13 protein-coding genes are annotated in these 14,240 nt (G+C 39.6%); 10 read left to right on the top strand and 3 right to left on the bottom strand.

Annotated elements, in window-relative coordinates:
• Positions 1 to 213 precede the first annotated feature (213 nt).
• Positions 214 to 1,197: a ring-cleaving dioxygenase gene (locus MHB51_RS05840; RefSeq protein WP_342559202.1), complete on the top strand. Its 984-nt coding sequence runs from the start codon at positions 214 to 216 to the stop codon at positions 1,195 to 1,197.
• A 13-nt stretch (positions 1,198 to 1,210) separates the two neighbouring features.
• Entirely contained in the window at positions 1,211 to 1,828 is a 618-nt protein-coding gene (locus tag MHB51_RS05835) for a nitroreductase family protein (RefSeq protein ID WP_342472772.1), read from the top strand.
• A 393-nt stretch (positions 1,829 to 2,221) separates the two neighbouring features.
• Here the strand turns inward: MHB51_RS05835 and MHB51_RS05830 are convergent, their stop codons facing one another.
• Both MHB51_RS05830 and MHB51_RS05825 read right to left on the bottom strand, forming a co-directional pair.
• Positions 2,222 to 3,001: an SDR family oxidoreductase gene (locus MHB51_RS05830; RefSeq protein WP_342559201.1), complete on the bottom strand. Its 780-nt coding sequence runs from the start codon at positions 2,999 to 3,001 to the stop codon at positions 2,222 to 2,224.
• A 169-nt stretch (positions 3,002 to 3,170) separates the two neighbouring features.
• Positions 3,171 to 3,419, bottom strand: coding sequence for a ferredoxin (locus MHB51_RS05825; RefSeq protein WP_066171718.1), 249 nt, complete (start codon positions 3,417 to 3,419; stop codon positions 3,171 to 3,173).
• Positions 3,420 to 3,759: 340 nt separating this feature from the next.
• On the opposite strand from MHB51_RS05825, the gene MHB51_RS05820 reads away from it, so the two are divergent.
• The 8 genes from MHB51_RS05820 (at position 3,760) to MHB51_RS05785 (ending at position 12,889) form a co-directional block, all read left to right on the top strand.
• Positions 3,760 to 6,117, top strand: coding sequence for a response regulator (locus tag MHB51_RS05820; RefSeq protein ID WP_342559200.1), 2,358 nt, complete (start codon positions 3,760 to 3,762; stop codon positions 6,115 to 6,117).
• A 14-nt stretch (positions 6,118 to 6,131) separates the two neighbouring features.
• Complete coding sequence (locus tag MHB51_RS05815) at positions 6,132 to 6,500, top strand: response regulator (protein ID WP_066171716.1); 369 nt, start codon at positions 6,132 to 6,134, stop codon at positions 6,498 to 6,500.
• A gap of 14 nt (positions 6,501 to 6,514) precedes the next feature.
• Positions 6,515 to 7,549, top strand: a complete 1,035-nt coding sequence (locus tag MHB51_RS05810; RefSeq protein WP_066171713.1) for an HD domain-containing phosphohydrolase — start codon at positions 6,515 to 6,517, stop codon at positions 7,547 to 7,549.
• Positions 7,550 to 7,806: 257 nt separating this feature from the next.
• Positions 7,807 to 8,829, top strand: a complete 1,023-nt coding sequence (locus MHB51_RS05805) for a helix-turn-helix domain-containing protein (RefSeq protein ID WP_342559199.1) — start codon at positions 7,807 to 7,809, stop codon at positions 8,827 to 8,829.
• Positions 8,830 to 10,266 (top strand): ATP-dependent DNA helicase RecQ, encoded by a 1,437-nt coding sequence (locus tag MHB51_RS05800; protein ID WP_342559198.1) that lies wholly within the window; start codon positions 8,830 to 8,832, stop codon positions 10,264 to 10,266.
• 72 nt (positions 10,267 to 10,338) lie between these two features.
• Positions 10,339 to 11,004: a LysM peptidoglycan-binding domain-containing protein gene (locus MHB51_RS05795; protein ID WP_066171705.1), complete on the top strand. Its 666-nt coding sequence runs from the start codon at positions 10,339 to 10,341 to the stop codon at positions 11,002 to 11,004.
• A gap of 136 nt (positions 11,005 to 11,140) precedes the next feature.
• Positions 11,141 to 11,896, top strand: coding sequence for a metallophosphoesterase (locus MHB51_RS05790; RefSeq protein WP_235616007.1), 756 nt, complete (start codon positions 11,141 to 11,143; stop codon positions 11,894 to 11,896).
• Between the two features lie 12 nt (positions 11,897 to 11,908).
• Positions 11,909 to 12,889 carry a YpdA family putative bacillithiol disulfide reductase gene (locus MHB51_RS05785; protein WP_066171701.1) on the top strand — a complete coding sequence of 327 codons (981 nt, stop codon included), beginning with the start codon at positions 11,909 to 11,911 and terminating at the stop codon, positions 12,887 to 12,889.
• Positions 12,890 to 13,174: 285 nt separating this feature from the next.
• Here the strand turns inward: MHB51_RS05785 and MHB51_RS05780 are convergent, their stop codons facing one another.
• Positions 13,175 to 14,146 (bottom strand): asparaginase, encoded by a 972-nt coding sequence (locus tag MHB51_RS05780; RefSeq protein ID WP_342559197.1) that lies wholly within the window; start codon positions 14,144 to 14,146, stop codon positions 13,175 to 13,177.
• Positions 14,147 to 14,240 lie beyond the last annotated feature (94 nt).

The following is a 14,240-nucleotide window of genomic DNA, read 5'->3' as shown; positions in this document are numbered from 1 at the left end:
CTTGAAAATTGAATATGCAAGAAAAATATCTCGAATTCAAGATATTTTCTTCTAAGTGATTGACAGCGTTAAATATGTATGGTAAATTTATCTCGAATTCGAGGTAATTTGAGTTTTAGGATTGGTTAGCGGGATTTTTCAGCATATTAGTGGAAAGTTAACAATAATCGACAAAACGGATTATGAACCAATACGATATCGGAGGAATGACAAATGAATCATTTAAAAGGAATCCATCACGTAACAGCAATTACAAGCAGTGCAGAAAAGAACTATGAATTTTTCACATACGTATTAGGGATGCGTTTAGTAAAAAAAACGGTCAATCAAGATGATATTCAAACATATCATTTATTTTTTGCTGATGATAAAGGTTCAGCAGGAACAGATATGACGTTTTTTGATTTCCCAGGTATTCCAAAGGGGGTACATGGTACAAATGAAATTTCAAAAACATCATTCCGTGTACCAACAGATGAGGCACTTAATTATTGGGCAAAGCGTTTTAATCGTTTACAAGTAAAGCATACAGGTATAAAAGAGCAATTTGGTAAAAAAATATTATCTTTTGTCGACTTTGATGAACAGCATTATCAGCTCATTTCCGATGAAACAAATAATGGTGTTGCTTCAGGTACTCCGTGGGAAAAGGGACCGATTCCATTAGAATATGCAATTACAGGATTAGGTCCAATATTTATTCGCATTAGTGATTTTTCTTTCTTCAAGCAAATGTTAGAAAAAGTAATGCTATTTAAAGAAGTTGCACAGGAAGATTCGTTCCATTTATTTGAAGTGGGCGAAGGCGGGAATGGCGCTCAAATTATCGTAGAGCATAATACGGTACTGCCGAATGCACGTCAAGGTTTTGGAACGGTACACCACGCAGCATTTCGTGTGGAGGATCGTGCAATGCTAGATGAATGGCAGACGCATTTTGAAAGCTTTGGTTTGCATACATCAGGCTATGTCAATCGCCATTTCTTTGAGTCGTTATATACTCGTGTTGCACCACAAATTTTATTTGAGCTAGCAACAGATGGTCCAGGCTTTATGGGGGATGAGCCGTATGAAACGCTAGGGGAAAAGCTTTCCTTACCGCCACTTTTAGAGCCAAAGCGTGAGCAAATTGAACGCTTAGTACGACCAATTGATACTATACGTAGCACGAAAAATATCGAAAAAGAGTATGAATAAGGGAGCTAATCATATGGAATTTCAACAACTAATTGAGCAGCGTCGTTCAGCTAATAACTTTTTATTAGATGTCCTGATTACTGAGGCTGATTTAAAAGAAATTTTTGATGACGTGAAATATACGCCAACAGCTTTTAATTTACAGCATGCGCATTATTACGCTGTGATGGATAAGGAGAAGAAGGAGCAAATACGGGAAGCAGCTAACGGTCAATACAAGGTGCATAGTGCCTCCGCTGTTCTTATCGTAACAGGTGATCGCTATGCCTATCGGCAGACAGAGTGCTTGAATCAAGGGATGCGTGACTTAGGCATCATTACAGAAGGAGAGCTACAAGACCTCATTAAGGAAAATACGGTCTTTTACGAAGGTCGAGGAGAGCAGTTTATGAAGGAGGAGGCTATCCGTAATGCCTCGTTATCTGGGATGATGTTTATGCTGGCAGCTAAAAATCGAGGTTGGGATACATGCCCGATGATTGGCTTTGACCAAGAGAAAGTGCGTGAGCTTCTGCAAATTCCTGCTAATCAAGAAGTTGTATTAATGATTACAATTGGCAAGGAAAAGGAAAAAAGTCGCCGTTTAAGAGGCTATCGCAAGCCAGTAAACGAGTTCGTGCAATTTATTTAAGGGGAAAGGCTTCGAAAGAGCAGTGTGGTGGCCTGCTCTTTCGACGCTTTTGATAGTGCTATTTTAAAAAATTCACTCGTTAAAATAGCAAGAAGGTTCTTTGAAAACGAGAGAAACACTGAATTTAGCAGCATTTTTTTGAATTTAAAATAAAATGAGCGTAAAGTGGATTTTTCACTGCGCTGGGGGAATTTAATCTTTTAAGACAGCCCCACGTGCAAAATGAGATATCTTTTTGATGTTTTCACTTTTATGTAAGGGAAACCCTGCTAAAGCCAGTGTTCATCACATTTTCAAGGGAACCCCTCTCTGTTTTGCTGAGCAAACAATTTATCCAAAGACCAATAAAAGCGTCCAACAAGCTGGCAACCGCATGGCTTGTTGGACGCTTTTTTATCCCATAATATTGTAGCCAGAGTCTACATATATCGTTTCGCCTGTTACGCCACGCGATAGTGTGCTGAGCATTACAATTGTCATGTCTGCAACTTCCTCTTGGTTTGTGTTGCGCTTTAATGGCGATTGCTCTTCGATTTTGTGTAAAATTTGGTTGAAGCTTGGTACGCCCTTTGCTGCTAATGTACGAATAGCACCAGCAGAAATTGCATTGACGCGAATATTATCTGCGCCTAAGTCAGCCGCTAAATAACGCATAGCTGCCTCTAAAGCTGCCTTTGCGACGCCCATGACATTGTAGCCGTCTAATACGCGCTCTGCTCCTAAGTAGCTCATCGTAACGATGGAAGCACCATCCGCTAAATAAGGCTTCGCTGCTTTACTAACAGCAACTAATGAATATGCGCTTGTATCTTGCGCGAAAGCATAGCCTTCACGTGAAGTTTCATGGAAGCGATTTTTTAAATCCTCTGCATGCGCGAAGGCAACTGAATGGACGATGCCATGAATGTCACCAAACCGTGTGCTAATTTGCTTGAAAGCTTGTGCAATGCTGTCATCGCTATTTACATCACACTCGATAACAGCCGTTTTATAGTCTGTATAATCAGCTAGCATTTTTTCAATTTTTCCTTTTGAACGTTCTTTTCGGTACGTGAAAATAACGTTTGCGCCTACTTCAAATAATTTTTTTGCAATGCCCCAAGCGATGCTACGCTCATTCGCAACACCCATCACAACAACATTCTTATTTTTTAATTGTAAAATATCCATCATTTGCACTCCTTTAGTACAATAATATCTGTTATTAGTACCAACTACTAAAAATAACTATAACACGATAAAAAAAAGCACGCAATAGATTTTTTTCTACTTGCATGCTCTGTATAACACTTGTCATCATTATTTTGGAAATCTCTATGAAGTTTGAGAGATTCACCAAATATTATTCAAATTTTAATGAGTCACCGTCAAATGTTTCGTCAGCTACTTTAATAGAATCTGTTGGGCAACCTTCAAATGCGTCTTGCATATCTTCTAATAAATCTTCTGGAACAGCACATGTTCCCATATTATCGTCTAAAATAACGAAGGCAATCCCTTCATCATCGTAATCATAAATATCTGGTGCCGCAGCGCCACATGCACCACAAGCAATACATGTATCTTTATCGACAATTGTATATTTTGGCATTAGATTCTCTCCTTTTTTTCCGTTCGCTTTCTGATAAGCTTCTTTCTTATTCTATAGTGGTTCACTATACTTTTCAACAGGCAATACTTGATTGTCATAGAAATGTCTAAGTGCGTAGCAATTGTGTCAGGCATGACAAGGACTTGGAGAAATGATTATAATATGGAGTGAAATGAGAATTTAGAAGGTATTTTAATTAGTACAAATGTATAAAAAGCTGTGGAGAGAAAGCGTTCAATTTTATTTTGGTTTAAATATTGTTGGAATTAATCCGATACAAATACAGAAAAAAGTTTAGGCAATTAATTTTCGTGTTGACCTAAGAATAGGGGGTTTTTTTATGGAACATATACACGGATCTCATGACACAATATTAGTCATTTTCTCATATATTGTTGCTGTTGCAGCAGCATATACGGTATTAGATTTAGTTGGAAGAATTAGTAATTTAAAGGGGAGATCTAGACTACTGTGGCTGCTATTTGGAGCGAGTGCTATGGGGCTAGGTATTTGGTCGATGCATTTTGTAGGGATGCTGGCATTTTCACTACCAGTACCTGTTGCCTATAATATTATTATTGTCATTATTTCAGTAATAGCTGCAATTATTGGCTCGTTTATAGCACTGCATTTAGTCAGTCGTAATAGCCGGTTAACATTGCCGCGCTTATTAAGCGCTAGTGCTTCATTAGCTACTGGAATTGTTGCAATGCATTATATTGGTATGGAAGCGATGCAAATTGGTATTTCTTACGATTTATCTTTTGTTGCTTTATCTATAATAATTGCACTTTTAGCATCTTTTGTTGCTCTTTTATTGGCATTCTTTTTTAGAAATGGAGAGGGGAATCCGAAAACATTTGCCAAGCTCGGAAGTGGATTAATTATGGGGGCAGCTATTGCTGGTATGCATTATGTTGGGATGCACGCAGCGCATTTTTACATAGATGAAAATATGAAATCTAGTACAGGAGTCGTTTTTAATCAACAGTTTCTAGGCTATTTCATTTCAACTGGTACATTGTTTTCATTAATTATCTCTTTGCTTGGTATTTATTTATCGAATAAAATCTCGTTTAAGGATTCCGAAATTGAAGAGAAAACAAAAGAGATATATAAGATGAATGAAGAGCTGAAGGAGCTAAATAGCAATTTGGAGCAATTAGTAAAAGAACGCACAGCGCAGCTTGAACAGGCTCATGATGAAGCGATTAAGGCAAATATGGTAAAAAGTAAATTTTTAGCGAATATGAGCCATGAGTTACGCACGCCTCTTAACGCTATTATTGGTTATAGTGAGATGCTGGCAGAGGAAGCGGAAGATATGGGGGAAACATTATTTGTTGATGATTTAACTAAAATCCGAAATGCAGGAAGCCACTTGCTTTCATTAATAAACGATATATTAGATATTTCAAAAATTGAGGCAGGCAAAATGGAGGTATATTTCGAGAAAGTTGCGATTCAGCAGCTTGTACAAGATGTTATTGCTACAGTTAAGCCACTTGTAGACCAAAATAATAATGAATTAGTAGCGCGAATAAGCGATGGCGAAATGACAACAGACGTGACGAAGCTAAGGCAAATTTTAATTAATTTGATTAGCAATGCAAGTAAATTTACGAAAGATGGCATAGTTACAATTACGGTTGAAGAAGAAACGCGCAAAGCGCAAGCAGGCTATAGCTTCTGTATTCAGGATACGGGAATTGGTATGACTACTGAGCAAGTAGACAAGCTATTTCAACCATTCACTCAGGCAGATGCTTCCACAACGCGAAAGTATGGTGGCACAGGGCTTGGTTTAGCAATTAGCCAAAGCTTTAGTGAAATATTAGGCGGAGCAATTAGCGTTGAAAGTGAAGTGGGTGTTGGCAGTACGTTTACATGCTGGCTACCGATGTCAAAAGTAGAGGAATCCATGATAGTCGATAAGGAAGATGTGCATAAGCTTGAAAAGAAAAGTAAAGTAAATGTTTTGCATATTGATGATGAGCCATTGAATCACCAATTAATGAAGCATTATTTAGCAAAGGAGGACTGGACGTTAGCTTATGCCTCAAATGGTCAGGAAGGGCTGGAAATGGCGAGAAAGCTACAGCCTGAAGTGATTTGCCTAGATATTTTAATGCCGAGCATGGACGGTTGGAGTGTGCTAACGGCTTTGAAAAATGATGAGGAGTTACAGCATATACCCGTCATTATTTGGTCGATGGTGAAGGATGAGTCTTTAGGCTATTCCCTTGGCGCATCTGAATATTTAACAAAACCAATTAATAAAGAGTCGCTAGTAAGTGCGTTAGAGCGTTATGTTACAGAGAAGCAGCAATTGCAGGTGCTTGTTGTAGAAGACGACATAATGACAAGTGAATTGATGACTAAATTATTAAATAAAGAAGGTTATGCTGTTACGCAGGCACGCAACGGTCAGCATGCAATTGATTGTGTGAAAAATGAAAAGCCACAACTGATTTTACTTGATTTAATGATGCCTGAAATGGATGGCTTCCAATTTATTGATGAATTAAGGAAAATAACGGAATGGCGTGATATACCTGTTGTTGTCGTAACTGCTAAAACATTGACCGGAGAAGAGCATTTGAAACTGAGTAGCTATGTTGAGAGCATCGTGCAAAAAGGGATGATTAAACATAAAATGCTGCTGGAGAAAATCGAGGAAATTTTAATTAAAGAATAAAAGGATTTGATGGAATGCAAACTATTTTGCTTGTAGAGGATAACGATATGAATCGTGATATGCTGGCAAGAAGATTAACTCGAAAAGGTTTTTTTGTAGTGGCGGCAGAGGATGGACAACAAGGAATTGACTATGCGATAGCGGAGCAGCCAGCATTGATTTTAATGGATTTAAGCTTGCCGGTAGTTGATGGCTGGGAGGCAACGAGGCAATTGAAGGCGAACGCAATGACGAAGCATATTCCCATCATTGTTTTAACAGCACACGCAATGAAAGAGGATGAGGAAAAGGCCTATCAAGCAGGCTGTGATGACTATGATACGAAGCCGATAGTACTAGAGCGTTTACTTGAAAAAATGACGAAAGCGTTAGCAGGTAGATGAATGGAGCGGGAAGAATGGAAGAAATAAAACAAGCAAAAATTTTAGTCGTTGATGATCAAGAATATAATGTCAGCCTATTAGAGCGCATTTTACGTCGTGCAGGATTTGAGCATATATATAGCACAATGGACCCTTTTCAAGCAGGACCTCTCTTTGAAGAGAAAAATCCCGATATTGTTTTACTTGATTTGCATATGCCAGGTTTAGATGGTCTTCAAATACTTCAATCGATTCGTAGTAAAGATGCGGTTTTGCCGGTATTAATGCTGACGGCAGACTTAACACCAGAGGCTAAGAAGCAAGCTTTTCAAGAGGGGATTAGCGATTTTTTAACGAAGCCTATTGATCGAATTGATCTTGTTTTACGCATAACAAATTTATTACAAACACGTGTACTCTACGGTCAGTTACGTATGCAAAATCAATTATTGGAAGAGAAAGTACAGCAAAGAACGCAGGAGCTACAGCAGGCAAAATACGAAATTTTAAATTTATTGGCGAAGGCATCAGAGTATCGTGACGATGAAACGGGCGAGCATACAGAGCGTGTCGGTCATTTATCTGGCTTGATTGCAGAGCGTTTAAATTTACCAAAAGCTGAGATAGAGCTTATTCGTTTAGCAGCCCCTTTACACGACATTGGGAAAATCGGCATTCCAGATCATATATTGCTAAAGCCCGGGCGCTTTGAGGCGGATGAATTTGAACGGATGAAAACACATACGACAATTGGTGCAGATATTTTAGCGAATAGCGTGTTTTCAACGCTGAAAATGGCACGCAAAATTGCGATAGCGCATCATGAGCGCTGGGACGGGACAGGCTATCCAAACGGAATTTCAGGTGAGGCTATTCCAATTGAGGCGAGAATCGTTGCATTAGCAGATTTCTATGATGCACTAACACATGAGCGTCCATATAAAAGGGCGTGGACACCAGAAGAAACAATGGTGGAAATTCAAGCGCAAAGGGGCAAGCATTTTGACCCAGCCGTTGTCGATGTGTTTGTGGAGCTTTACAATGAGAAGTTAATCGTCGAACACGTATAAAAGAAAAGGGCTGTAGGAAAATTGGGCGCTAGCCTGCATTTCCCTACAGCCTTAAATTAAGCTTGTGAATTTACAAGAATTTTAATATGATTTTTTTCCTTCATTAAACGCTTCAAAGCCCTCTGTTACTACTTCATCTAATGCGATGCGCTTTGTCACAATTTAAAATGTAAAATAGAGAATTAGCACTTAATAGGTTTTTTCTGTTAGCTGCGCTATACTGGAAGTAAATTGTCGAATGAAGGTGGGAGGCAGCGTTGATTTTTCAACAAATTTTACTAGCAATTTTCTTAAAATTAAATAATGAAAGAACCGTAGCCTCTGCTTATCATTTGCTGCGTGGTAAAAAGTCAGGGCAAACAATACAGGATGCTGGCATTTTTTCCTTGCATGCTTATTTTAGTCTGCTGCCAAAACTTTCAAGACAAAAATTTAATGAATCTGTTCAACTTTTTGTGGAAGCGAACTATTTGCATATGGATGAAGCTGGTTATTATACATTGACAGCTAGTGGGATAGAGCAGGCGAAAAAGGGCGTTCCTTGCACCTTTGACGGTTGGCATTATCGGGGCAACGAGCATATTTTTTATGCGCGTCTTTCTCTTATTGTGCAAGCATTATCTCATCAATCAGCGAAGATAAAAGCGTTTATCCCCATTCAACGCGATGAAAAAATACAGTATTTTGCACGTCAATTTTTAAGACGTCACCAATATCAAGCTGGGGCTTTACAAGTGTTGCTGTTGCAGGAAATTACGGATAGCTTGGAATCATTGGCTGTAACAGAAGAGCAGCGAGAGCTATTAATCAATCGTTTAACAGGTGTCGATATGCCCGGTCTTACATGGCAGCAGCTTGCCTATCATGCAGAGCGTACGGAAATGGATGTCCAGCTCCTTTATATTTCCGCTTTACATAATTGGCTGCAGCATATTACACAGTATCCGTATTTAGCTGATATTGCGCAGCAGCTCCGCATTCGCATGCCACTAACAGACTCGGCCTTTCAAACAGCAAGGCTTTTTGAGCAAGGCTTTTCGCTCCAGCAAATAGCCCATACAAGAAATCTCAAGCAAAGCACGATAGAGGACCATTTAGTTGAGCTAGCGATGCACGATGCCACTTTTCCAATCGAGCATTTTATTAAGCAAGAGGAGCTTCTACAGGTGCAACATGAGATTTCATCACGGGCTACGAAAAAATTAAAAGTATTACGTGAGGCTTTACCGCATCTTACTTATTTCCAATTGCGTTTAGTATTAGCGAGAGGGGGCAATTAAATGTTGGAGCAAGCATTGCAAAAGCATTTTGGTTATACGAGCTTTCGACCGGGGCAAAAAGAAGTAATTGAGCAGCTTTTAGCCGGACAAGATGTCATTGCGCTATTACCAACAGGTATGGGGAAATCCATATGCTACCAGCTCCCAGCCTATTTATTAGATGCACCAGTGCTTATTGTTTCCCCGCTATTATCTTTAATGCAAGACCAAGTGGACCAATTGAAGCAATTTGGCGAAAAGCGTGTTATAGCTCTAAATTCATTTTTAACAGCACAGCAAAAGCGCTATGCTCTACATTTCTTACATGAATATCGCTTTATTTTCGCATCCCCAGAAATGCTGATGCAACCTCAAGTAAAGGAGCGCCTTAAGGAGATGAAGCTTGGGCTTATCGTAGCGGATGAGGCACATTGTATTTCGCAATGGGGCTTTGACTTTCGTCCTGATTATTTGCGTTTAAGTGAAATCATTCCAACGAATAATAAACCGCCCATTTTAGCGTTGTCTGCAACGGCAACTAAAACGGTATTGCAAGATATTGAAACCTATTTATCAATGCAGTCTCCTTTTTATTTTTTACATTCAGTGAATCGCCCGAATATTCATTTAGCAAAGCGTTTTTTTCAACAGAAGGATGAAAAAATCAAATGGATACTTGAGCATGTTCAAACGACAGAGGGACCAGGCATTATTTATACGCAATCGCGCGGTAAAACAGAGGCGCTTAGCTTAGCGCTTCTCGAGCGTGGGATTGCAGCGGCGGCATATCATGCAGGCAAGGAGGCGGAGGACCGCCAATTTATTCAGCAGCAATTTTTAGGCGGCAAGTTAGATTGGATTGTGGCAACAAATGCATTTGGCATGGGTGTACATAAAGGTAATATTCGTCAGGTGATTCATGAATTTATGCCATCAAATATTGCGAATTATATGCAGGAAATTGGTCGTGCAGGTAGGGACGGACAGCCGGCAGTAGCGACATTGCTCTATGCAGATGGAGATGAGCAATTTTCTCAATTTATCGTGACGGAGGATTTGCCCAAAACTCAGCATATTGAACAATATATGAGCTACTTGGCAAACGGACATAATCCGATACGCCTGCTTGAGGCTGGCGGGATTTCTGAAACGGCTTTTCGTGTTTTGCACTATTGGATGCAGCAGGAAAGTAGTGAAGCTGTGCAAATACGCTTGCAGCAAATGGAGCTAGATAAATATAAAGCGGTACAGGAAATGCTACAAGTCGTACATTCGACTAATTGTATGCGCGAGCAAATTGTTCATTATTTCGGTCAACAACTAACTGAAAAAACGGCGAATTGCTGCCAAAATTGTGGTCTTATTTTTGAAGAAATACTTACTGCACAATTAATTATTGAAGAGCCAGACCAGCAATTAACATGGCAGGAGCGTTTGCAGCGAATACTGCTAGGGTGAAGCGCGATTGATTTTTTTGTAGAATTTAGTCATAATATGTTTATAGAATAGTAGTGTAAGGAGGGGTGTGTTGTGACACAAGAAAATTATAGAGAAAAAATTGAAGAGCACCGTCAAGAAATCGAATTTGATGGTCGATTAGAAAGAAAGTCACGCACAAGTAAAAAACCTAAAAAACGAAAAAGCCCACTTATTCGAAATATGACGATATTGTTTATATTTATACCTTTACTTGTATTAGGCTATGTACATTTCTTTTATGAGCCGAAAAGTTTAGCAGTGGAAAAGGATGGTTCGGTCACAGTGGAGCCGAACAAGCCATCTATTGAAAATAATGAACAGCAAATAGCGGCAGCCGAAAAAGAGAAGGCTGAGCAAGAGGCAGCGGCACAGGCTGAAAAGGAAGCGGCAGCGAAAGCGCAGGCTGAACAAGAGGCACAAGCAAAGGCGCAAGCCGAAAAGGAAGCGGCGGCGAAAGCACAGGCTGAAAAAGAAGCACAGGCAAAGGCGCAAGCCGAAAAAGAGGCAGCAGCAAAAGCACAAGCTGAAAAACAGGCGAAGGAAGATGCAGAAAAGCTAGCCTCATCTCAAACACATGTCGTTCAGCCAAATGAAAACCTGTATCGTATTTCTTTAAAATATTATAATAATGGAAACGGCGTGCAAAAAATTATGCAAGCGAATAATTTAAGCTCAGAAAATATTGTCGTTGGACAAACACTTATTATTCCGCAATAAGATGAAAAAATAATAAAGCAAATATTAACGAATGACGTGTTTTTTGTAATATACTAAGAGGGCTACCTAGAGGGATTTAACCTTTCTAGGTAGCCCTGTTTCCGTAAGAAATGCCATCGAATAGGGGTTTTAAAGTGTGAAATTCATATTAATAGGAGTAGGAATTATTTGCGTATGTATTTGGTATATGTGGCGTCAAGCATTTGAAAATAATGTGCGTCATCATCCTTTACAACTGCAAGGTCAAACCCCTCAAAGCTTGCGTATTTTTTTTATTTCAGATATTCATTTGCGTCTCATTAACCAACAAATGCTAAAAGCAATCGGAAAAGTAGAGGCGGTCATTATCGGCGGTGATTTATGCGATAGGCGTACACCATTTGAGCGGGTGCGCAGCAATATTGAACAGTTGCAGCAACTCGGTCCTATTTACTTTGTCTGGGGAAATAATGACCATGAAGTAGGAGAGCAACGCTTACGTCAGTTATTTGCTGAAATGGATGTGACAATACTTGAAAATGATGCGCAATTACTCGCAGGGCAAAATCGCATATGGCTTAGCGCCATTCAAGATACATCCACAAAAAAATATAGCTTTGAGCAGGCATTTGCGAAATGCCAAACGGATGATATTACATTTTTTATTTCACATAATCCGCAAGTTTTTTATCGTGTAGAGCGTTATTTTACACCGCAGCTAATGATGGGTGGACATTTGCATGGCGGACAAATTCGTTTTTGGAAATTCGGTGTGCATCCGAAAGGCTCTTATTCTGTGCGAAATGGAGTGCCGACGCTTATAAGCAATGGCTATGGTACGACATTATTGCCATTGCGCTTAGGTGCGAAGCCAGAGTGTCACGTAATCGATGTGACAATTGAAGAAAAGTAAGGAGAATGAAGTATGCATAAAGTAGACGCTTTAATTGTCGGTGGTGGTCCCTGTGGCTTGGCAGCGGCAATTGAGTTACAGGCGATTGGTTTACGTCCTGTTGTGATTGAAAAAGGCAATATCGTTAATTCGCTGTATAATTACCCAACACACCAAACATTTTTCAGCACGAGTGAAAAATTAGCGATTGGTGATGTACCGTTTATTGTGGAGGAACGAAAGCCGAGGCGCAATCAAGCACTCGTTTATTATCGTGAGGTTGTGCGTGCAAAAAAAATTAATATTCACCGCTTCGAGAAGGTTGAAAAGGTAGAAAAAAGTGGCGACAACTTCAAAGTTACAACGAGTAAAGCACTATATGAAACACCATATGTCATCATTGCAACAGGCTATTATGATAACCCAAATTTTATGGGCATTACAGGTGAGGATTTGCCAAAGGTCTATCATTATTTTAAAGAGGCACACCCATTTTTCGATACTAAGGTATTGGTTATTGGTGGTAAAAACTCGGCTGTAGATGCCGCGTTAGAGCTACAAAAGGCTGGGGCACATGTTACAGTCGTTTATCGTGGGAGTGAATATTCGCCGAGTGTCAAGCCATGGGTGCTACCAGAGTTTGATGCTTTAGTTCGCTCAGGTGAAATTGTGATGCATTTTGATAGCGAAGTAAAAGCGATTTATGAAGATGAAGTCGTTATTTCTAAAGCAGGCAAGCATTTGCAAATTGCGAATGATTTCGTCTTTGCAATGACAGGCTATCACCCTGACCATGACTTTATTCACGCAATGGGTGTCGAAATTGACGCGGCAACTGGTCGCCCGCATTTTAATGAGGAGACAATGGAAACGAATGTTGCAAATCTATTTATCGCAGGTGTTATTGCGGCAGGTAATAATGCCAATGAAATCTTTATAGAGAATGGACGCTTCCATGGTGGGATGATTGCGAAGGCGGTTCAGGAGAAATTTAAAGCACCACGACGTCCTTAAATATAGTAAGCTCCTAATTTGATGTGAGGAATTTTTCATTCATCTTATTAGGAGCTTGCTTTTTGTTATAATTATTTATAAAGGTGTTGTCCGAAAAGTTCATTTTGTTTTGATGCCGCATTGAAATAAATGTTTTCATCGCTTGAAGGATAACACTGCTAAAGCCAATGTTCATCCCATTTTTAAAAGAGGCGTTTTCTGTTTATATGAATCAACATTTTGTGAAACATCCTCGCTACTGTCCAAAATACCGGCAACCGCAAGGTTTTTTGGGCGCTTTTATAGTTAGAAAAAGTCCTTCAGCTCGACAGGATGATGCACTTGGTTTAAGCCGATTAATAGCTTTAGGCGAGCTTTTTGACCATTGATGCCTGTAGCGAAAATAACACCTGCATCTTCTAGTTGCTTGCCTCCCCCCTCATAACCGTAAACCCCTTCTGCAATACCGTTAAAGCAGCGTGATACAAGAATGACAGGCATACCGTTTGCTACAAGTGTTTTGATACGTTTTGCCACGGCAGGTGTGACATTACCTTGTCCAAAGCCCTCTAACACAAGTCCGTCGTATTGTAATGTAGCCACCGCATCAATTAAATCGGCTTCCATCCCTGCATAAGCTTTTAGGAGAGCGACGCGCTTTTCTATTTTTTCAACTTCTACAAATTGGCGCTTTACAGGCATATGATGGATATGTACTGTCTTTTTTGTAATTAAGCCAATAGGGCCATATTGCGGGCTTTGGAAGGTATTGACGCTAGAAGTCGATGTTTTTGTAATATTAAATGAATGATGAATTTCATCATTCATAACAACAAGTACCCCTTTTTCACGTGCTTCCTTTGAGCAGGCTACACGCACTGCCTCTAATAAATTATATACGCCATCTGCTCCAAGTTCATTGGAAGAACGCATTGCCCCAGTTAGAACGATGGGGAAATTATAGCGTGTTGTCAAATCTAAAAAGTAGGCTGTTTCCTCTAATGTATCTGTACCATGTGTAATCACTACTCCGTCAATTGCATATTTATCAACATGCTCAGCAATACAATTGCGCAGCAGTAGCATTTCGTTTGGCGTAATATGTGGTGACGGCAAATTAAACGCCTCTACTTCGATAATATTAGCGTAGGTCGAGAGCATATGCTTCTCTGCCCTTAGCGGGTTTTGCTCGTTTAGCATAACTGCGCCTGTGTCCGCGCTCATTTTCATTGAAATCGTACCACCCGTATGAATTAATAAAATCGTTTTTTTTGACATAAAAAAATCCCCTTTTGAAATCAGTATGAATGCATTTAATGTTATAATAACAATATCTAAATAAATTGTTAAGGAATGTTTTACCCCGCATTAA

The sequence above is a fragment of the Metasolibacillus sp. FSL K6-0083 genome (assembly GCF_038630865.1).
Lineage (GTDB): Bacteria > Bacillota > Bacilli > Bacillales_A > Planococcaceae > Metasolibacillus > Metasolibacillus fluoroglycofenilyticus.
Note: the sequence above shows the minus strand (reverse complement) of the source record. Positions and strands in the feature narration are given on the sequence as shown.